At 64.2% G+C, this 18681-nt stretch carries 17 protein-coding genes; 4 read left to right on the top strand and 13 right to left on the bottom strand.

Annotation, left to right across the window (positions count from 1 at the left end):
* Positions 1-42: 42 nt before the first annotated feature.
* The 3 genes from HFO71_RS19105 to HFO71_RS19095 all read right to left on the bottom strand — a co-directional run bounded on the left by HFO71_RS19105 (position 43) and on the right by HFO71_RS19095 (position 3641).
* Positions 43-1575, bottom strand: coding sequence for a S10 family peptidase (locus tag HFO71_RS19105; protein WP_221988275.1), 1533 nt, complete (start codon positions 1573-1575; stop codon positions 43-45).
* Between the two features lie 99 nt (positions 1576-1674).
* Complete coding sequence (locus HFO71_RS19100; RefSeq protein ID WP_221988274.1) at positions 1675-2967, bottom strand: CynX/NimT family MFS transporter; 1293 nt, start codon at positions 2965-2967, stop codon at positions 1675-1677.
* Positions 2964-3641, bottom strand: coding sequence for a FadR/GntR family transcriptional regulator (locus HFO71_RS19095; protein WP_221988273.1), 678 nt, complete (start codon positions 3639-3641; stop codon positions 2964-2966). The genes HFO71_RS19100 and HFO71_RS19095 overlap by 4 nt, the downstream gene beginning before the upstream one ends.
* Before the next feature lie 522 nt (positions 3642-4163).
* Between HFO71_RS19095 and HFO71_RS19090 the strand changes: the two genes are divergently transcribed.
* Entirely contained in the window at positions 4164-4976 is an 813-nt protein-coding gene (locus tag HFO71_RS19090; protein WP_077977341.1) for a class II glutamine amidotransferase, read from the top strand.
* Between the two features lie 49 nt (positions 4977-5025).
* On the opposite strand, the gene coaBC is transcribed toward HFO71_RS19090, so the two are convergent.
* Positions 5026-6231: a bifunctional phosphopantothenoylcysteine decarboxylase/phosphopantothenate--cysteine ligase CoaBC gene (gene coaBC, locus HFO71_RS19085; RefSeq protein WP_131661811.1), complete on the bottom strand. Its 1206-nt coding sequence runs from the start codon at positions 6229-6231 to the stop codon at positions 5026-5028.
* Between the two features lie 140 nt (positions 6232-6371).
* The gene (locus HFO71_RS19080; RefSeq protein ID WP_206987549.1) at positions 6372-7136 is read right to left on the bottom strand and encodes an SDR family oxidoreductase; all 765 of its coding nucleotides are present in this window, start codon (positions 7134-7136) and stop codon (positions 6372-6374) included.
* A 126-nt stretch (positions 7137-7262) separates the two neighbouring features.
* Here HFO71_RS19080 and HFO71_RS19075 point away from each other — a divergent pair, with 126 nt between their 5' ends.
* A complete protein-coding gene (locus tag HFO71_RS19075) occupies positions 7263-8168 on the top strand; it encodes a LysR family transcriptional regulator (RefSeq protein WP_206987552.1) in 906 nt (301 codons plus the stop codon).
* A 1-nt stretch (position 8169) separates the two neighbouring features.
* Here HFO71_RS19075 and HFO71_RS19070 read toward each other — a convergent pair whose 3' ends face one another.
* A complete protein-coding gene (locus HFO71_RS19070) occupies positions 8170-9048 on the bottom strand; it encodes a LysR family transcriptional regulator (protein WP_131661812.1) in 879 nt (292 codons plus the stop codon).
* Positions 9049-9139: 91 nt separating this feature from the next.
* On the opposite strand from HFO71_RS19070, the gene HFO71_RS19065 reads away from it, so the two are divergent.
* On the top strand, positions 9140-10390 hold the full coding sequence (locus tag HFO71_RS19065) for an MFS transporter (protein ID WP_206987554.1): 1251 nt from the start codon (positions 9140-9142) through the stop codon (positions 10388-10390).
* Positions 10387-10773: a VOC family protein gene (locus tag HFO71_RS19060; protein ID WP_131661814.1), complete on the top strand. Its 387-nt coding sequence runs from the start codon at positions 10387-10389 to the stop codon at positions 10771-10773. The genes HFO71_RS19065 and HFO71_RS19060 overlap by 4 nt, the downstream gene beginning before the upstream one ends.
* A 142-nt stretch (positions 10774-10915) precedes the next feature.
* Here the strand turns inward: HFO71_RS19060 and HFO71_RS19055 are convergent, their stop codons facing one another.
* Genes HFO71_RS19055 through HFO71_RS19025 form a run of 7 tightly spaced genes read right to left on the bottom strand, consistent with a single transcriptional unit; the run spans position 10916 to position 18554 of the window.
* Positions 10916-11134 (bottom strand): antitoxin, encoded by a 219-nt coding sequence (locus tag HFO71_RS19055; RefSeq protein ID WP_131639902.1) that lies wholly within the window; start codon positions 11132-11134, stop codon positions 10916-10918.
* 47 nt (positions 11135-11181) lie between these two features.
* Positions 11182-12843 carry a urocanate hydratase gene (locus HFO71_RS19050; RefSeq protein WP_131661816.1) on the bottom strand — a complete coding sequence of 554 codons (1662 nt, stop codon included), beginning with the start codon at positions 12841-12843 and terminating at the stop codon, positions 11182-11184.
* Between the two features lie 33 nt (positions 12844-12876).
* Entirely contained in the window at positions 12877-13206 is a 330-nt protein-coding gene (locus tag HFO71_RS19045) for a TfoX/Sxy family protein (protein WP_025396834.1), read from the bottom strand.
* Between the two features lie 3 nt (positions 13207-13209).
* Positions 13210-14307 (bottom strand): DUF917 domain-containing protein, encoded by a 1098-nt coding sequence (locus HFO71_RS19040; protein WP_131661817.1) that lies wholly within the window; start codon positions 14305-14307, stop codon positions 13210-13212.
* Positions 14288-15568, bottom strand: coding sequence for a Zn-dependent hydrolase (locus HFO71_RS19035; protein ID WP_221988272.1), 1281 nt, complete (start codon positions 15566-15568; stop codon positions 14288-14290). Before HFO71_RS19035 ends, HFO71_RS19040 begins: the two co-directional genes overlap by 20 nt.
* Positions 15565-16944, bottom strand: coding sequence for a dihydroorotase (locus tag HFO71_RS19030; protein ID WP_131661819.1), 1380 nt, complete (start codon positions 16942-16944; stop codon positions 15565-15567). The genes HFO71_RS19035 and HFO71_RS19030 overlap by 4 nt, the downstream gene beginning before the upstream one ends.
* A gap of 23 nt (positions 16945-16967) precedes the next feature.
* A complete protein-coding gene (locus tag HFO71_RS19025) occupies positions 16968-18554 on the bottom strand; it encodes an aromatic amino acid lyase (RefSeq protein ID WP_131661820.1) in 1587 nt (528 codons plus the stop codon).
* Positions 18555-18681: the final 127 nt, after the last annotated feature.

The raw sequence follows: 18681 nt of genomic DNA, 5'->3' as shown, positions 1-18681 counted from the left end.
GCAAAACTGTAGAGCGGTTAGCGACAAAGACATCGCCACGCTTTAGTCCGCTGGCTGAGCGGCCAAATGTGTGGCGTAGAAGGCCTTTGCATCGGCCGTAAAGGCGGCCCGCTGATCAGCTCTTGTATAGAACATATGGCCGCCGCGATAAAGCTTCAGTCCGACACGGCCGCCGGCGAGCGAGGGCGGCAGACGGTCGACCACATAGCGGCTGACGCCATAAGGCGTCACCAGGTCGCTGTAGCCATGTGCGATCAGCAGATGGAAGGCGGGGTTCGCGGCGAGCAGCTGCCGGATGTCGTCGGTGGCACTGGCCTGGAAGCGCGATCCGCCGCCACGCCCGCCGCCCCATTCCCAACGCCGGCTGATATCGCCGTCGAGTAGCGAATAGGTCATCTCGGTCCTGAAACCGAGTTCGTTGCGGGCGTAATCGGCAAAGGCGCCGCCATAGGCGCGGGTGAAACCGTCGAGGATGGCGTCGTCGCCGCGATCGTAATCCGATTCCGGATAGGGATCGGGAGCTGCAAAGGAGGCGTCGTAAGAGCTCATCACCTCGTCGCTGCCCCCATCTGAATGTTTGACGAAGGAACTGCCGAGGAAGCCGCGGTTGCGCGTGACGATATCCTCGGGAATGCCGGTCAATGTGGCGATCCTGCCATAGAAGGCGGCGGCCTCGGCGCCCGTCGGCGGCGGCCCGGCGAGCGTCGTCAGATAGTCGCCGAGCGCGAAGGCCTCGGCTGCCTTCTGCTTCTCTTCGTCAAATGCGTTATGCCGGTCGAGTTCGGCGGCGGCCAGCGACGGCAGCTCTAGTGCTGCGCCGAGCGGGAACTGATCGGCATTGAACATCAGCTGGCCTTCGAGCAAGGGAGAAAGCATCACCGCACCGGCGACGATGATGCCCTGGCTTTCCTGCAGTGCCGTGGCGACCTTGGCGGCGCGGAAGCCGCCATAACTTTCGCCGAGAAGATATTTCGGCGAGTTGGAACGGTTGTTGTGCGCGACATAGAGCGCGATCGCCTTGGCGATGCTCTGGGCATCTGAGTTGACGTTATAATAGTTGGAGGCGTCGTCCGCCTTTGCCGTCCGGCTCCAGCCGGTGCCGATCGGATCGATCAGCACGAGATCGGTGAAATCGAGCCAGCTTTGCGGGTTGTCGACGAGTTTCGCATTGGCGCCGTCGCGTCCATCCGGCCCGAAATCGAGCACCTTCGGCCCGACCAGCCCGAGATGCAGGAAGGCGGAAGCAGCACCCGGCCCGCCGTTGAAGGCAAAGGTCAGAGGCCGGTTCGCCCCGTCATCCCTTGCAACATAGGCGGTGTAGAAGATCGCGCCGGTCCGCGCCCCGTCCTGGCCGAAGAGATCCAGTGTGCCGGCAGTGGCGGTATAGGCGATCTTCCGGCCACCGATCGTCAGCGCGTGTTCGGTGATGGAATCGGCCGGCAGCAGCTTCAGCACGCCGCCGCGCGCGCCGCTCTGGACATTCGCCCTCGGTGGATCGCTTTCCTGCGCATGAGAAAGGGCAGGTGCCAGCGACGCCATAAACGCGGCGAGCAGAAACAGGGTTCGTATGCGCAAGATGTTTCCTCCGGCGGTCGGGAATGCGAGGCTGAGATAGCGTAGCATCCGCGGCCGACGACCGGCATCAAGAGATGGTGATGGATAGGTGAGCGAGCTTCAGCTGACCTTTTCGACCGCGTGAACGTTGATCTCGACCGCCCGCCCGGCCTTCCAGCCGTTGATTGCCGCACCCAGTCCGAGTGCGACGAAGAGGGCGGCGCACCAGGAAAAGCTGCCGGTCCAGCCACGGATGAGGCCGACGATGAGCGGGCCGATGGCGGCAAGCAGATAACCGACGCATTGCGCCATGCCGGAAAGATGGGCGGCGACATCCGGATCGCGCGAGCGCAGCACAATCGTCGTCATCGCCGCTGCGATCAGCCCGCCCTGGCCGATGCCCTGCAGCACCGCCCACAGCCAGACCGTCGAAAGCGGCGCGAAGAGCAGGCCGAGCAGGGCGATGACGGCGACGCCGCAGAGGCTCGCATTGATCAGCCGCTGGTCCCGGCCGCGCACGGCGATATGCGGCACGATCAGGCAGGATGCCGCCTGCACCATCACCGACAGCGAAACGATCGCCCCGGCGGTGACGCCGTCGAGCCCGCGTTCGCGTAGGATCGGAACCAGCCAGCCGAAGACGCAATAGGCAAGGGCCGATTGCAAACCCATGAACAGTGTGACCTGCCAGGCGAGCCGGTCGCGCCAGAGGCCTTCGACGCGAATGCCGTTTCGTCTTGCCTGTTTGCCGCTGCGAAGAACCTCAGGCAGCCAGAGCAGGCTGACCGCGAGCGCCGGCAGCGCCCAGACGGCAAGCGCGCCCTCCAGAGAGCCGCCGAGTGCGTGCTCGATCGGCAGCGTCAGCCCGGCGGCACTTGCCGCGCCGGCGCAAAGCGCCATCGTGTAGAAGCCGGTCATCAGCGCCGCGCGCCCGGCGAAATCCCGCTTCACCAGCCCCGGCAGCAGCACATTGCCGACAGCGATGCAGGCGCCCGCAAGGGCGGTGCCGATGAAGAGCAGCGGTATGGAGGAAAGCCCGCGCAAACCAGTACCGAGGGCCAGAAGCAGGAGAACACCGAGCAGCGTGCGTTCAGTCCCGAAGCGCTGGGCAAGACGAGGCGCAAGCGGCGAGAAGGCGCCGAGGCAGACGACCGGAAGCGTCGTCAGCAGGCTGGCGCCAAGCGCGCTGAGGCCGAGTTCGGAGCGGATTTCCGGCAGCAGCGCCGAGGCGCTCGAGAAGACCGGGCGCAGGTTGAAGGCGATCAGCACCAGGCTCGCGCCCAGCAGAAAACGATCCGCCGCCCCCCGCACCGACGTTGCCTGCGGCGGCGGAAGGCTGCCGGCCTCGGCGTCTACAAGCAGTTCGTCGGCCGCCTCAAGCGTGCTGACGGCATGGTTGGCAGGCGTGTTCATGACAGGATCATCCGCTCGAGTGCGGCAAGAACCGGCGCCATGAAGCGGCGCACCGCCGCATCCGCCTTGTTGGGATCGCCGGTTTCGATGGCGTCGACGATATCGGCATGCGCCTGCATATCGGGTTCCGGAATGTCCTTGCCGAGCGTCACCGCGATGGTGTCGGCGATCGAGGCCGAGAAGAAATCATAGATCTCGATCATCGCCCGGTTGCCGGAGGCGGCGATGACGGCCTTGTGGAAGGCGAGATCGCGCTCGATGAAGGCGGCCTGATTGCCGCCGTCGAAATTGCCGCGTTCGGCAAGCAGCCGGCGAAGCCCGGCAACCGTCTCCGGCGTCTTGCGGATAGCCGTCAGCCGGGCGGCCTCGACGTCGAGCGCCAGGCGTGCTTCGAACTGGTCGCGCAGGCTGGCGCGCCGCGCCATCGTCAGCGGCCGGCCGGCATCGCTGGTCGAGCGGACATAGGTACCCGAACCCTGCCTTGTTTCGAGGTAACCCTGGGAGACAAGAACGCGCACCGCCTCGCGCACCGTGCCGCGGCTGACGGAAAGCATGGCAGACAGCGAGGCTTCATTCGGCAATTTCTCGCCGACCGCCCAGCGTTTGCCGAGAATGTCGCCGCGGATCGCCTCGATCGCCTCATCGGCGAGATTGGTCTTGCTGAGCGCTCGCATCCCACTACTCATAAGGTCATCCGATGACTTTATGAGTAGTGGGATTTCGATCTTCCGTCAACGCCTGGCATCAAGACAATGAAGCATCAAGACAATAAAAAAGGGCCGCCTCGGCGACCCTTTCCATGAGTTTGGCCTCAAACTGGCCTGGACTGTCTATGCAGCCCCAGGAAGGCGGGGATTAGAGCGAGGGCTGCCTCGCCTTCGTCACCTCTTCCATGCCCGTTACGAGGTCCGAAATCTCATTAGACATTGGATCACCTTCCTTTCGTTCTGTTGCTGATGGCTTAAAGTTAGGCTGATTCTTCTGAGATGCAAGCAGAAATGCACGCATGCCCTGCTTTCGGGAACACGGGTGTTCACGAGAGAACACAGTGTTTTGCCGAATTTGAAGACGCTATACGTCAAGAAACCGTCATGTTTGGCTTGCAAACCGGCCGCGCGTTAAGCTGTTGTTAGTCGCGTCGTTCGACAATTTCAGCATTCCCGCCGATGCGGCGGCGGGTTCCGGAGCAAAGAGCCATGTGTCGCTGGGCAGCCTATCGCGGAGACCCTCTTTATCTCGAGGAGCTGGTATCCTCGCCCGCCCACTCGCTGATCGAGCAGTCCCATTGCGCCACCCGCGCCAAGACGGCGACGAATGGCGATGGCTTCGGCATCGCCTGGTATGGCGATAGACCCGAGCCCGGCCGCTACCGCGATATCCTGCCCGCATGGTCGGATTGCAATCTGAAGAGCCTGGCGCGGCAGATCCGTTCGCCGCTTTTCCTCGCCCATGTCCGCGCTGCCACAGGCGGCGGCACGCGCCGCGACAACTGTCACCCCTTCACCCACGGCACCTGGTCCTTCATGCACAATGGCCAGATCTCCGGCTTCGAGCGCCTGCGCCGGCCGATGGAGGCGATGCTCGACGACGAGTTGTTCAATGCCCGCGGCGGCACGACCGATTCCGAGCTGATGTTCCTGCTGGCGCTGCAGTTCGGCCTGCGCGAGGCGCCGGTCGCCGCGATGGCGGAAATGATCGGTGTGATCGAGGATCTGGCCGAAAGTGTCATCGGCTCGATCCTGCTGCGATTCACCGCCGCCTTCTCCGATGGCAGCACGCTCTATGCGATCCGTTATGCCACGGATCGCAAGGCGCCGACGCTCTACGCCTCTCCCGTCGGCGCGGGTTATTGCCTCGTCTCCGAGCCGTTGAATGACGATGTCGATGCCTGGGCCGAAATTCCGGACGGCAGCGCCGTCACCGTCGGCAAAGACGGCATCGACGTCGTCGACTTCCGGCCGGAGAAGCGCAGTGCCGCCAAGCCGCAGCGTCTGGCGATTCCTGCCTGAACCGCTCGCGATCAGCTGAGCCGCTCGCGATCAGCGGAGCCGCTCGCGATCAGCGGAGCTGCTTGGCGATCAGTGCCGCAAGCCTTTCGGCAACCTCTTCCTTCGTCAGATCAGGCCATTGCTCGACGCCGTCACGGCGAATGAGTTTGACGCTGTTGCGGCTGCCGCCCATGATGCCGGTCGCAGGAGAAACGTCATTGGCGACGATCATGTCGGCGCCTTTCCTTTCGAGTTTCGCCTTCGCATTGCTTTCCACGTCCTGCGTCTCGGCGGCAAAGCCGATCACCAGCCTCGGCCGCATCGTGTGATGGCCGACGGTTTTCAGGATGTCCGGATTCTCGGTCAGCGCCAGCGTCGGGATGGATTCGCCCGGATGTTTCTTCAGCTTCTGGTCAGCCGCCGAGGCGACGCGCCAGTCCGCCACCGCCGCGACCATCACGGCGATGTCGGCCGGCAGCGCCGCAAGCACGGCATCACGCATTTCCTCGGCCCGCTCGACATGCACGGTGCTGACGCCGACGGGATCGGCGATCGTCACCGGCCCTGACACCAGCGTCACCTCCGCCCCGAGCTTTGCCAGGGCTGCGGCGATCGCATGCCCCTGCCGGCCGGAGGAGCGGTTGGCGATATAACGCACCGGATCGATCGGCTCGTGCGTCGGTCCTGAGGTGACGATCGCCTTGCGCCCCTTGAGCGGCTTTTCTCCATCGTCGAGCATGGTTTCGGCCGCAGCGACGATCTCCAGCGGCTCCGCCATCCGGCCGAGCCCTGCTTCTCGGCTTTCCGCCATCTCGCCAGCCATCGGCCCGATGAAGCGGATGCCGTCGGCTCTCAGCATCGCCGCGTTGCGCCGCGTCGCCGGATGCGCCCACATGGCCGGGTTCATCGCCGGTGCGGCCAGTACCGGCCTATTCGTCGCCAGAAGCACGGTCGAAGCGAGATCGTCAGCAAGCCCGTTCGCCATCTTCGCCATCAGATCGGCGGAGGCAGGGGCGATCAGCACGAGGTCGCAGTCGCGCGCCAGCCGGATATGGCCGACATCCTGTTCGTCCTGACGCGAAAACAGATCGAGGAAGACATGGTCCGCCGCCAGCGCACCGACGGCAAGCGGCGTGACGAATTCCTGCGCGCCTTTGGTCATGACGGGGCGCACGCTCGCGCCGCGCTCGCGCAGCCGGCGGATCAGATCCAGGCTTTTATAGGCCGCGATGCCGCCCGAGATGATGAGGAGGATGCGTTTGCCGCTGAGAGCCATGGCCTTCTACCCGTCGCCTTTTCTGACCGTCCTCGACCCTAAGCCTTTGGCGGAGAACATGCAATCGCCCGGATCTACGCGACGTCCCCACGGGTCGGGGAAGCCCCCCAACCCGCAGCGAATAATCGCGCCGCGCCGTCTCAGCTGCGGGTGATCGAAGCGCCGCCATCGACCAGCGAGGCCGTGCCGCTAACGAAGCTCGCATCGTCGGAGGCGAGATAGAGAACCGAGCGGGCGAGTTCTTCGGGGGTTGCGACACGCTTCAGCGCATGCAGATTGGTGACGAAGGCCTGCTTCTCAGGCGTGTCGTTCATGTCCCGATACATGTCGGTATCAACAGCACCCGGCAGGATGGCATTGACGCGCACGCCCTGCTGGCCAAATTCGGCGGCAAGCGCCTGCGTCAGGCCGATCAGGCCGGATTTGCTGGCGGCATAGGCGGCAACGCCCGGAAAGGCGAAGCTATAGCCGACGAAGGTCGAGGTGAAGATCACCGAGCCGCCGCCATTCTCCACCATCGCCCCGATCTGGTGCTTGGCGGCGAGGAAGGAGGCCGTCAGATTGATCGCCAGCGCCTCGCTGAAGCCTGCTTCGGAAACGGCGGTGCTCGCACCGGCTTCGCCGAGCGTGCCGGCATTGTTGAAGGCGATGTCGAGCTTGCCGTAATTCGTCACGGCGGCGGCGACTAGCGCCTTGTGATAGGCTTCCGAGCGCACGTCGCCGGCAATGGCGATGGCGTCGCCGCCCTCTGCCTTGATCTCGGCGATGAGGCTGTCGAGTTCGCCCTGGCGGCGGGCGCCGACGACGACTTTGGCGCCTTCGGCGGCGAAGAGCTTTGCCGTGGCGCGGCCGATGCCGGAGCTTGCGCCGGTGACGATCGCGACCTTGTTGTTCAAGCGGTTCATGGTTCCATCTCCTGCGTTTAAGGTGAGGCGGCCCCTGCCGTCCCTTTCGATGAATGGAAGATGGCATTTTCCCTTCGTTCGGATTAGTCTCCAGATCGAGGAACTCGAATTCGGAAAAGCCGAACGATGATCAGGATCGAAGGTATTGCGGCTTTCGTCGCCGTGGTTGAGGCGGGCTCGGTCAGCGAGGCGGCCCGGCGGCTGCGGCTATCCAAATCCGTCGTCAGCGAAAGGCTGGCGGAACTGGAGAAGTCGCTGGGCGGTATGCTGCTGCATCGAACGACCCGCAAGCTTACCTTGACGGAGGATGGCACAGTCTTCCTCGGGCGCGCCGCGCGCATCGTGCGCGAGATCGAGGAAGCCGCCGCCGACATGGCCGAGCGGCGCGGGACGCTATCCGGACCGATCCGCATCGCCGCCCCCGTCACCTTCGGCCGCATGCATCTCGGTCCGGCGCTTTATCCCTTTCTCGCCGATCATCCCGAGATCGAACTGACGCTGGATATCGATGATCGGCGCGTCGATGCCGCCTCGGACGGTTATGATGCCATCATCCGCAACGGCCCAATCGCCGATAGCCGGCTGGTCGCCTGGAAACTCACGCGCAGCCGCCGCCTTCTCTGCGCCTCGCCCGATTATCTCGTTCGCCAGGGAATTCCGTACTCGCTCTCTGATCTCAACAGCCATCGCGGCATTTTCTACACCAATCGCGGCGTTGCCGACTGGCGCTTCCAGACGCCCGACGGTGCGATGGTCGTGCGCGCGAAACTAGCGCTCGGCATCAACAATGGCGATATGCTCCGCGACGCCGCGATTGCCGGCCTCGGCATCGCGCTGCTGCCTGCCTTCATCGCCGGCCCGGCCATCCGTGAGGGCCGGCTTGCCGAAATCGATGTGGGCCATAGGCCGGAGGCCGAATTCATCTATATGGCCCATCCCGAGGGCCGAAATCCCTCCGCCAAGCTCCGCGCCATCGCCGATCATTTGAAGAAGAGTTTTGGCGATCCGCCCTATTGGGATCCGGCGGGTTAACTCATGTACTCAGCAAGCTGATCAGGTTCTCGGTGACCGGCGAGCGATGTGTTTTCAGGATTGCCAGCGCCAGGCGCGCCACGGCCGGCGGCCCCTCGATCGGCCGGTAGGCCACACCTTCGAGCTTGATCTGCGAAATCGAGGCCGGCACGATCGAGACGCCGAGATCGGCCGCCACCAGATTGACGACCGAGGAAATCTGCGGCGCTTCCTGCGCCACGGTCAGCTCGAATCCCGCCTTGCGGCAGGCGAGCACGACATCGTCGTAGAGGCTCAAGCCCACGAGCCGCGGAAAGAGGATGAAGGGCTCGTCCGCCAGCGCCGCAAGCGGTAGCTCGCTGCGCCGTGCCAAGGAGTGGCTGGCGGGCAGGGCAATCACCATCGGCTCATCCGGCAGCCGCCGCAGCCGGATGCCCGTGGGATCGTCGAGGCTGGGGCGCATGAAGGTGGCGTCGAGCTCGCCGCGTTCGAGCTTCTGCATCAGCGCCAGCGTGTTCATTTCCGTCAGCGACAACTGCACCTCCGGCCAGCGCGCCCGAAAGCGGCGGATCGTCGTGCTGACCACGGGATTGAAGGCAGAGGAAGCGGTGAAACCGAGCGACAGCCGGCCGGTCTCGCCGCGATTGGCGCTTTGCGCCGCAAGCTTCGCCTTTTCTGCGGCCGCGACCGACGCCTTTGCCTCGCCGAGAAAGGCCGTACCCGCTGCCGTCAATTCGGCCCCATGCGGGACGCGGTGAAACAGCGCCGCGCCCACTTCCCTTTCCAGGTCGCGGATCTGCTGGCTGAGCGGCGGCTGCCCAATGCCGAGTTTGCCGGCGGCCCGGGTGAAATTGCCTTCCTCCGCCACTGCGAGAAAATATCTCAAATGCCGCAGCTCCATCGCCATCTCCAAAACCTATCGAAATCGCCAGTCTCATATATTGGACAAATGGAGCGGCGTTGACTAGATCGGAGGTCGGAAGGATGAAGAGATGCCGACGTCAGTGCATGCAATGAAGACCGCCGAGCCAGCCGCGATCCCAGGGCAGAAGCACTACCTGACCCGTGGCAGCGGCGCCTATCGCCGCGCCAGCCTGGCGCTCTTCCTGTCCGGCTTCTCCACCTTCTCGCTGCTCTATTGCGTCCAGCCGCTGCTGCCGATCTTCTCGCAGCAATTCTCCGTCAGTCCGGCCGAAAGTTCGCTGTCTCTCTCGCTCTCCACCGGTTTCCTGGCGGTCGCGATCGTCTGCGCCGCTGCCGTCTCGGAAGGCCTTGGTCGCCGCAGCCTGATGTCGATATCGCTGGTCGGCGCGGCATTGCTGACCATCGCCACGGCCTTTGCCCCCAACTGGCACCTTCTGCTCATCATCCGCGCGCTGCAGGGCCTCGTTCTCGGCGGCGTGCCTGCCGTCGCCATGGCCTATCTCGCCGAGGAAATCGACCCGCGCGGCCTTGGCGCCACCATGGGCCTTTATGTCGGCGGCACGGCCTTCGGCGGCATGTCCGGCCGTGTGCTGACCGGTATCTTCGCCGAATATCTCACCTGGCGTCCGGCGCTTATTCTCATCGGCGCCATCGGTCTTGCCGCCGCGATCGGCTTCATCGCCCTCCTGCCGCCGTCACGCAATTTTGTCCGCCGGCCGGGCTTCGATCCGCGCTTTCATGCAAAAGCCTGGTTCGGCCATCTTACCAATCCGGCGCTGCCCTTCATCTTCGCCATCGCCTTCCTGGCGATGGGCTCCTTCGTGACGATCTATAACTATGCCGGTTTCCGCCTGGTGGCGCCGCCCTACGGCCTCAACCAGACCGAACTCGGCCTGATCTTCACCGTCTACCTCTTCGGCATCGGCGCCTCCTCGATCGGCGGTCTGCTTGGAGACCGGATCGGGCACTTTTCCGTGCTTCTCTTCGGTCTGGCGCTTACCGCCGCCGGCAGCGCACTGACGCTCGCAGCCTCGCTCCCGGTTATCATCCTCGGTATAACAGTGCTGACGACCGGCTTCTTCATGAGCCATTCTATCGCCAGCGGCCTTGTCGGTAAGCTGGCGCATGGCACCAAGGGCCACGCCTCATCGCTCTATATGCTCGCCTATTATGTCGGCTCCAGCCTCATGGGTTCGGCGGGCGGCTGGTTCTACGATGTTGAAGGCTGGACCGCCGTGGTTATCTTCACGCTTGCCATGCTGGCGCTGGCCTTTATCTCCGCCTGTGTCGCCCAGCACCTCGCGAGGAGAAAAGCATGATCCGCATAGACCGCCTCGACCATCTCGTGCTGACCGTCGCCGATATCGCCATCACCTGCGATTTTTATTCCCGCATCCTCGGCATGTCGGTCGAAACCTTCGCGGAAGGCCGCAAGGCGCTGAAATTCGGCGGGCAGAAGATCAACCTGCACCAGGCCGGCCACGAATTCGATCCCAAGGCGAGACACCCCACGCCCGGCTCCGGCGACCTCTGCTTCATCGCCGAGACGCCGCTTGCCGATGTCATCGCTGATCTACAGGCCGCGGGCGTTGCGATCGAAGAGGGCCCGGTCGAACGCACCGGTGCGACGGGGCGTTTGCGCTCCGTCTATTTCAGAGACCCCGACGGCAACCTCATCGAAGTCTCCAATGTAATCGCCTGACGCGCTGCCCGGCTCCAACCGATCCATCGAAGACCTGCGGGTGTTTGCCCAGTTTTGCGACGAGACGATCGTTGCCCTTCATCGTTGGAATGACGGCACTCACGTCAACCAGCTACTTCATTTTGAAGAAGTCGAGTTCGGATCACTCCTGCCCAGCAGGCTGTTCTTCCACCGCTGTTGCAAAATCGGCATCGACCGGACCGGCCACGTCGGCAAGCCAGTCCCAATCATCGGAAATAGGCTCAAGAATGATCGCACGCCCCTGCCGTCGAATGGCGACGCTGTCGCCGTCGAGACGGAATTCCTTGGGCAGCAGGACGGCTTGAGAGTGCCCCGACCAGAAGATCTTTGCTGTTTCCATGTCATGGCTCCCGATGAGATGTGACAACGATATACAGCAATTTTTGATCAACCAAGCCGGATATAAGGCACGTCCTTCTTCGCCACCTCGTCGAGCGCCTCCTCGTAACCCGCATCGGCGTAACGCATGACGCCAAGCGCGGTATCGTTGGTCAGCGCGTGGTCGAGCCGTTCGTCGGCGGCGTCCGTGCCGTCGGCGATAACGGTGACGCCGCAGCTCGTCATGTAGCCGGCATAGCCGCCGCCGCCGGAATGGACGACGACGAGATCGGCCATCGAGGAGCAGAGCATCATCGCATCGATCAGCGGCCAGTCGGCGATCGCGTCGGATCCGTCCTTCATCCCCTCAGTCATGATGTTCGGATGCGCCATGGCGCCGGCATCGAGATGGTCGCGCGAGAATGCGACCGGGCCTTTGAGTTCGCCGCTCGCAACGAGCGCATTGACGCGGCGGGCGAGTGCAGTGCGTTCGCCATGGCCGAGCCAGGCGATGCGGGCCGGCAGCCCCTCGAAGGGCACGTGCTCGCGCGCCAGCCGGATCCAGTTGGTGATGATCTTGTTGTCGGGGAACATCTCAAGCAGCAGGTCGTCGATGCGAGCGATATCGCTCTCCTCGCCCGAAAGCGCCATCCAGCGGAATGGGCCGATCGCCCGGGCAAACAACGGCCTTAGATAGGCTTCGGTGAAGATCGGAATGTCGAAGGCGTGGGCGACGCCGCCCTCTTTGGCCTGCGTGCGGATCAGATTGCCGTTGTCGAAGACTTCCGAGCCACGCTTCTGGAATTCCAGCATCGCCGTCACGTGCTCGACGATCGAGGCCCGGCTTGCCGCCATCAATTGCCCTTGGCCATCGTCACGCAGGCCCTTGACCTGCTCGAGGCTCATGCCCTTCGGCACGTAGCCATAGACGAGGTCATGCGCCGAGGTCTGGTCGGTGACGATGTCGGGCACGATGCCGCGCCGGGCGATTTCCGGATAGACCTCCGCCGCGTTGCCGACGAGGCCGACGGAAAGCGCCCGCTTGTCCTTCACCGCCGCATAGATCATCTGAAGGGCGGTGTCGAGATCGGGCGCGATTTCCTGGAGATAACCGATCTGCTGGCGCTTGCGGGCCCGCTCCGGATCGATGTCGACGCAGAGGATCGCAGCGCCTGCCATGCGGCCGGCAAGCGGCTGCGCTCCGCCCATGCCGCCGAGGCCGGCCGTCAGCACGAACCGGCCGAGAAGGTCGCCGCCGAAGCGCCGCTCGGCGATGCGCATGAAGATCTCATACGTGCCCTGGATGACGCCCTGGCTGCCGATATATTGCCAGGCGCCGGCCGTCAGCCCGCCCCAGCAGATCAGCCCCTTGCGCTGCAGCTCGTAGAACACTTCGGCCTTTGCCCATTGCCCGACGATATTGCAGTTCGCCATGATAACCAGCGGTGCCTTGGCATGCGTTCGAACAAGTCCGATCGGCTTGCCGGACTGGATGAGCAGCGTCTGGTCCTCTTCCATCTCGGTCAGCGCCGTGACGATGCCCCTGTGCGCCGCCCAGTTGCGGGCCGCCTTGCCGAGAGCGGCATAGACAATCAGGTTGTCGGGGTCCTCGCCGACGCAGAGCACGTTTTCGAGTAGCCGCAGCAGCGCTTCCTGCCGCCAGCCCTTGGCGCGCAGTTCCGGCCCGCCGGGAATCGGAAATTTCGGATGACGTGGATTGGCCTTCGGCATCGTAGGTTCCTCGTTTTGCTCTGCCTTCGTTCGTTATTTGCTGGGCAGTGATTCCACATAGGCGAGTGCCGCATCGAGCAAACGCCGTCTCAGAGCATCGTCGCCATAAACCTCGGCATTGCCTCGCACCCAGCCATGCATGACACGTTCGCCCGACAGCATCTGGATCACGCCCGGCAGGGCCAGCGCCCAGCCGTCATTGCCCTTGCCGAGACGGATCAACATGCCGTCATGGCGCGCGCAGCAAAGAAGATTGCCGTTCAGCATGAAGGCCCAGCCGCCGAACATGGTTTTTTCGGCAAGGCCCGGCCGGCCTCCGAGTTCCTCACGCATAAGTTCTTCGAGACCGGGATCGCGCGCCATGGCTCAGGCCTTCGTTGCCAGTGCATAACGTGCGATCTCAATTCCCATCGCCTTTTCGACGACGGGGTAGACTGTCGGATCGAGAACGCTTGCCGACAGCGGAATGATATCCATCGGCACATGCAGGATGAAGACATGCATGCCCTGCTTGAGCTGGCCGACGCTGAGCGGCTCGCCCTCCGGGGAAAGCGTTGTGATGACGGCGGGAAAGGTCGCAAGCCGCCCGCCATCCGCATCGTCCACCGCCATATATTCGTTCATCACATGCAGCGTCACCGACTTTTCGCTCGCGCCGACGGTGATCGTGCCGATGTCGAAGGCTTCCTTGGTATAGGCGACGTCTTTCTGGGTGATGACGCCCTCGGCAAGGATATGTCCGCTCGTCGTCTTGCAGATCGCATCGATGATGGCAGATCCGCCGCGCTTCTCCGCCGCGATGATCGCCTCGCCGAGCGCAAGCGCCATCGAGATGCCGCCGAGCGCTGCATGGGTGCGGACATAGGCGGCCCGGAGCGGATTGCGGCAGCTGGCGATGAAGCCGCCGGATTGGTCGGCAGCGGCGCGCAGCACCGGCGAGATCTTCGCCGTCGCTCCCTTCACCACCAGTTCTATATAACGGTTCTCGGCGCGATTGCCGCCGACGGCGGTCTGGATCATCGGCTCGGGCGAACCGGCCATGCCGATCGAGCCCATGTCGCCCGTCGGATGGGCGCGGATATCGCCGACGGCGTCGACCACCTTGGTGCCGAGGATGGCCGACGGCAGCCAGCCGTTCAGCGTCGAGGATTTGCCGTTCTGGCCGATGATCAGCCCGGAGAGCTTTTCGCCGAGCGCCTCCTGCAGCAATTGCACGGATTTCACATAGTCGATGCCCTGCATTTCCCAGGGGGTGGTGGAGGCCGGTGCGCCGATCGCGGCTGCGGTGGCGATCCACTCCTCGTCCCGCAATTCGTCGATCGAGACCAGCTCCGGCTTGCCGACATTGACAGCGGCAAGCCCGAGCATCCGCCCGTGATCGGCCCAGCCGCCGCCGCCGGCGGCATAGACGGAGCCGCCCTTGACGGCAGCTTCCACGTCCTTCTCAACGAGTATGCGTCCCATTCGCCTTCTCCTCTTTCGAGTTCTTGTCCATCTCGCGCACCGCCTCGAACAGCACGGCGGCGCCGAGTGCGATATCGTCGTTTTCAGCCCACTCGTCGGCCGAATGGCTGCGGCCGTCGCGGCAAGGCACGAAGATCATCGCCGCCGGCGCCACCTTGGCGATCCAGGCGGTATCGTGTCCTGCGCCGGAGGCCATGCGCCGATGTTTTGCGCCGACCTGTTCGCAGGCAGCCTCCAAGATCGACAGCAGTCCGGCATCGCCAGGCGTCGGCTGATTGTCGGAAACCCGGTTCGGCGTCTTGATCGTCACGCCGTAGGCGCCTGCCAGCTTTTCGACATGGCCGTCGAGCCAGCGGCAGAATGCCTCCATGTCGGCGCGGATTTCGGCACGGCCATCGATCAGCAGCACCACCTTCGACGGCACGACATTGGCGGCATTCGGCTCGATCCTGAATTCGCCGACGGTGGCGGCGAAGTGCCCCGGCGTTCTGGCAAGCTCGGCGGCGGCATTGCGGATGTCGAGCACCAGCTGCGCCGCCGCCACCAGCGCATCCGCCCGCCGGTCCATCGGCGTCGTGCCGGCATGGTCGGCCCGCCCTTCGACGGTGATCTCGATGCGGGTGATGCCCGAGATCGCAGTAACGATGCCGATATCCTCCTTTTCAGCTTCGAGCACCGGGCCTTGTTCGATATGAAGCTCCAGAAAGCCTGCTATATCGGGCCTGTTCTGCTGCATCAGCACATCGGGTCTGCCACCGACCTGGACGATGCCCTCGGCCAGGTCGCGCCCGTCGCTGACGCGCGAAAGCCAAGCTTCCGGCAGTTGGCCGGTCATGCCGCGACTGCCGATGCAGGAGACGCCGAAGATGCTCACTTCCTCGGCAAGGAAATCGACGATTTCGAGATCGTGATCGAGTTCGATATTCTGATCGCGCAGCGCCCGCGCCACCTCCAGCGCCGAGATTACGCCGGCGATGCCGTCAAAGCGGCCGCCATCCGGCACCGTGTCGGAATGCGAGCCGACCATGATCGTGCCGAGCCACGGTTTTCGGCCTGTCCGCCTTCCGATCAGATTGCCGGCTGCATCGATCCGCGTTTCCAGCCCCGCCGCCTTCATCCGCGCTTCGATATAGGCCCGGCCATCGAGAAAGAGCGGCGAGAAGGCCCGCCGCGTCCAGGGATGCCCCGGCTCGGTGATCCCGGCCAGCGTATCGATATCGTCAGCGATCCGGCTGGCATTGACGGGAAGATTGCGGCTCATGTTTCAGCTCCCGCAATGACCTGGCGCGGCAGCGGCCCTACGAAGCGGCCGGCGCCGGGCTCGGCCAGCACCTTCGCGCCCTCGGCAATCTTTTCGCCGCGCAGATAGGTGGCCGAGACGGTCCAGGGCAGGCGGATGCCGTTATAGGGGCTCCAGCCGACGACGTTGTTGCCGCTCACGGCGGCGTCATAGACACTGTCGCGCGGCTCCAGCACGACGATATCGGCATCCTTGCCCGGGGTCAGCGCGCCCTTGATATGGTCGAGCCGGAAATGCTTCGCCGGGTTCTCCGCCATCAGCCTGGCTGCCCATGTCAGCGGAATGCCGCGTTCGACGGCGCCTTTGACAAAAAGCGGCACCATCACCTCGAGACCGGGAACGCCGGAGGCATTGGCAAGCATGTCCGGATTAGTCTTGCGGTTTTCCGACCAGCTGACGTGATCGGTCGAGACCAGCCAGACATCGCCCTCGGCCACCTTCCGCCAGAGCGTCTCCACCTCGGCGCGCGACCGCACGGGCGGATTGATCTTCGCCTTGCCGCCGAGGCGCTTCACGTCGTTTTCCTCGTCGAGCGTCAGGTAGTGGATGCAGCATTCCACCGTCGCCGCAAAGCCGTCGCGGCGGTAGGAACGCGCGATATCGTAGCCACGCCCGAGCGAGCAATGCACCACATGCGCCGGGCAGCCGGTATTGGCGCCGGTCTCGAAGATCGTATGCATCGCCAGCAGTTCGGTGATCGGCGGCCGCGACAGGCCGTGCGCCCGCCAGTCGGTGATGCCGCTCGTCTTCACCTGTTCCATGTAAGTGCGCACCGCCTCGTCGTCTTCATTGTGTACGCCCGCCGTCAGCCCCGTCGGCGCGATTGCCGCAAAGCAGGCGTCGAGCAGGGCAGGCGGAATGCGCGGAAAGCGCTTCGGATCGGTACCGAATGTCGAGAATTTGAAGGCCGCAACGCCTGCCTCCACCATTTCGCGGATCCGTGCCGGGCCTTCTTCCGGATCGACGGTGCCGTAAAGCGCGAAATCGACGCGCGCCTGCGGACCGGCATGGTCGATCTTCCGCTTCACCGCCGCCGCCGAGCAGACGAGATTGCCTTCATCATAAGGCATGTCGACAATGACAGTCACGCCGCCGGCCGCTGCCGATCGTGTCGACCAGAGGAAATCCTCCTGGTCCTTCTGGGAAAGCGAATGCACCTGCGCGTCGATCGCACCGGGCAGGATGAGCGCTTTTCCGAGCAGATGCCGTTCGCGCGCGCCAGGCGGCACGCCGAGGCCGACCTCGGCGATTTTGCCGTCGCGCACGGCGACATATCCCTCGTCGAGAATGCGGTCCGGCAGCACCACCGTGCCCTGCAGAACGAGATCGAAGTCCATGCTGCTTCCTCCGTAACTGGCAATCAGACCGCTGCCGGCTCGTGACGGGTTAGCCGTTCCTCGATGCGTTCCAGCGAGCCGAGGGCGAAGAAATCGTCGAAGGAGGCGATCGGAACCTGCTCGGTCAGCTTCGTAACGAATTCGTCCGAACCAAGTTCCTCCTCGATCGCCTCCACCTCGGCCGAAAGCGGCCGGTCGACGATATAGAAATCCGCATGTTTGCGCACGACCTCGTAGAGCATGCCCGCGACGCCCTTCGGTTCGTCGCCGAGAATGTCGATCGCCTGGGCAGACAGCAGCGCCTCGAGCGCCGCAAGGCGCTTCAGTGCTTGCATCTGCCGTTCGAAGCGCTCGATGACGAGCGGCAGGAAGGCTGCCTCGTCCTCCAGCCCGGCTGCGACGACCAGCGACTGGGCCGACACGGGATTGGACATCGACAGCACGCGCGAGAAAATCTCGCCGGCAAGCTTGATGATCGGCCCGAAACCGGTGGCGATCCGCCCCGGCGGCACGAGGTTGACCGGCAGGTCGCGCCGTTGGCCGTTGCCGAGAATGACGCAGCGGTTGAAGGCGTTGCGCGCCGCATGCGCCATGCAGAGTGCTGCCGATTCGAGCAGGATCGTCACATCGAGCGGAAGCGAACCCCCGGACGTCATCACCCGGCCTTCGACGACGACGGGATTGTCGTCCGAGCGGCCGGTGGCGGCAAGGATCTTATGGCCGGTCGATAAGAGGTTCTCGATCACCGCGCCGAACACCTGCGCGATCATGCGCAGGCTGAGCGGATCCTGCACATGTGTTGCGACGGGCCAGTTCCATTCGTCGGAGGCATTGCAGAGCCAGGCGCCGATCAGCGCCTCGCGCGCCGTTCCGACATGCCTGACCGCCTTCCACGGGTCGCGGGAAGCGCCGAGCGCGCCAGCGGCCATCATCGCCGTCGCCAGCAGGATGCGGATCGAGGCCGCAGCATTGCGTGTCGTTTCCGCCGCCGAGGCAAAGCTCACCGCATTGATGCTGAGCGAGGCGAGGCTGTCGCGCGGCGCCATCCGCACCGGTTCCAGCCCGGCCGCCCGGAAAGCCTCGGCAGCCTGCATCCGGTTGCCGCGATAGATCGCTTCGCCGACCCCCGTCAGCACCGCGCCGATCTGTCCCATCAGACCGATATCGGCACAGCCGATCGAGCCGGTGCGGCGCACGACCGGGATCAGATCGGCCTCGAGCATCGTCATATAGGCCTGGATCAGCTCCGGCGTGCAGCCGACCTGGCCGGTCAGCGCCGTGTTGATACGGATCGCCATGGCATTGCGCACGACATTGCAGGAAAAGGGGGTGCCGGTGCCGAAATGATGGGCACGCACCAGACCGAGATTGAAGGTGTCGAGTTCGTCGGCCGACCACTCCACATCCTTCATGGCGCCGACGCCTGTCGTCGAGCCGTAGACGGGCATGCCGGAGGCGATCGCGTCCTCGACGACCTCGCGGGCGATCGCGATGCGGGCCATGCCCGTCGCCGAAGCCGAAATCGCAGCCTTGCCCGCCCCGATCGTCACCATCTCGGCAAAACCGAGCGGCCGTCCGGAAAGTTCGATGCCAGGGCGTTCGTGCTTCATGTGCCTATCTCCCTAAAACAGGATTCAGAGCATGATGTCGCCCGAAAACCGCTCACATTTTTCGGCATCATGCTCGGAACGCGAGACTAAGCGAGCCATCCGTCACATGGGATATCCCAAATGCCGA

It is taken from the genome of Rhizobium laguerreae (assembly GCF_019778565.1).
Taxonomy (GTDB): domain Bacteria; phylum Pseudomonadota; class Alphaproteobacteria; order Rhizobiales; family Rhizobiaceae; genus Rhizobium; species Rhizobium laguerreae.
The sequence above is the reverse complement of the archived record's forward strand: the minus strand, read 5'-3'. Positions and strand labels throughout refer to the sequence as shown.

Coding starts and splice junctions, on each gene's coding strand:
- HFO71_RS19100 (WP_221988274.1), bottom strand. CDS start 2,967: ATGAACACGCCTGCCAACCATGCCGTCAGCACGCTTGAGGCGGCCGAC.
- HFO71_RS19095 (WP_221988273.1), bottom strand. CDS start 3,641: ATGCGAGCGCTCAGCAAGACCAATCTCGCCGATGAGGCGATCGAGGCG.
- HFO71_RS19090 (WP_077977341.1), top strand. CDS start 4,164: ATGTGTCGCTGGGCAGCCTATCGCGGAGACCCTCTTTATCTCGAGGAG.
- coaBC (WP_131661811.1), bottom strand. CDS start 6,231: ATGGCTCTCAGCGGCAAACGCATCCTCCTCATCATCTCGGGCGGCATC.
- HFO71_RS19080 (WP_206987549.1), bottom strand. CDS start 7,136: ATGAACCGCTTGAACAACAAGGTCGCGATCGTCACCGGCGCAAGCTCC.
- HFO71_RS19075 (WP_206987552.1), top strand. CDS start 7,263: ATGATCAGGATCGAAGGTATTGCGGCTTTCGTCGCCGTGGTTGAGGCG.
- HFO71_RS19070 (WP_131661812.1), bottom strand. CDS start 9,048: ATGGAGCTGCGGCATTTGAGATATTTTCTCGCAGTGGCGGAGGAAGGC.
- HFO71_RS19065 (WP_206987554.1), top strand. CDS start 9,140: ATGCCGACGTCAGTGCATGCAATGAAGACCGCCGAGCCAGCCGCGATC.
- HFO71_RS19060 (WP_131661814.1), top strand. CDS start 10,387: ATGATCCGCATAGACCGCCTCGACCATCTCGTGCTGACCGTCGCCGAT.
- HFO71_RS19055 (WP_131639902.1), bottom strand. CDS start 11,134: ATGGAAACAGCAAAGATCTTCTGGTCGGGGCACTCTCAAGCCGTCCTG.
- HFO71_RS19050 (WP_131661816.1), bottom strand. CDS start 12,843: ATGCCGAAGGCCAATCCACGTCATCCGAAATTTCCGATTCCCGGCGGG.
- HFO71_RS19045 (WP_025396834.1), bottom strand. CDS start 13,206: ATGGCGCGCGATCCCGGTCTCGAAGAACTTATGCGTGAGGAACTCGGA.
- HFO71_RS19040 (WP_131661817.1), bottom strand. CDS start 14,307: ATGGGACGCATACTCGTTGAGAAGGACGTGGAAGCTGCCGTCAAGGGC.
- HFO71_RS19035 (WP_221988272.1), bottom strand. CDS start 15,568: ATGAGCCGCAATCTTCCCGTCAATGCCAGCCGGATCGCTGACGATATC.
- HFO71_RS19030 (WP_131661819.1), bottom strand. CDS start 16,944: ATGGACTTCGATCTCGTTCTGCAGGGCACGGTGGTGCTGCCGGACCGC.
- HFO71_RS19025 (WP_131661820.1), bottom strand. CDS start 18,554: ATGAAGCACGAACGCCCTGGCATCGAACTTTCCGGACGGCCGCTCGGT.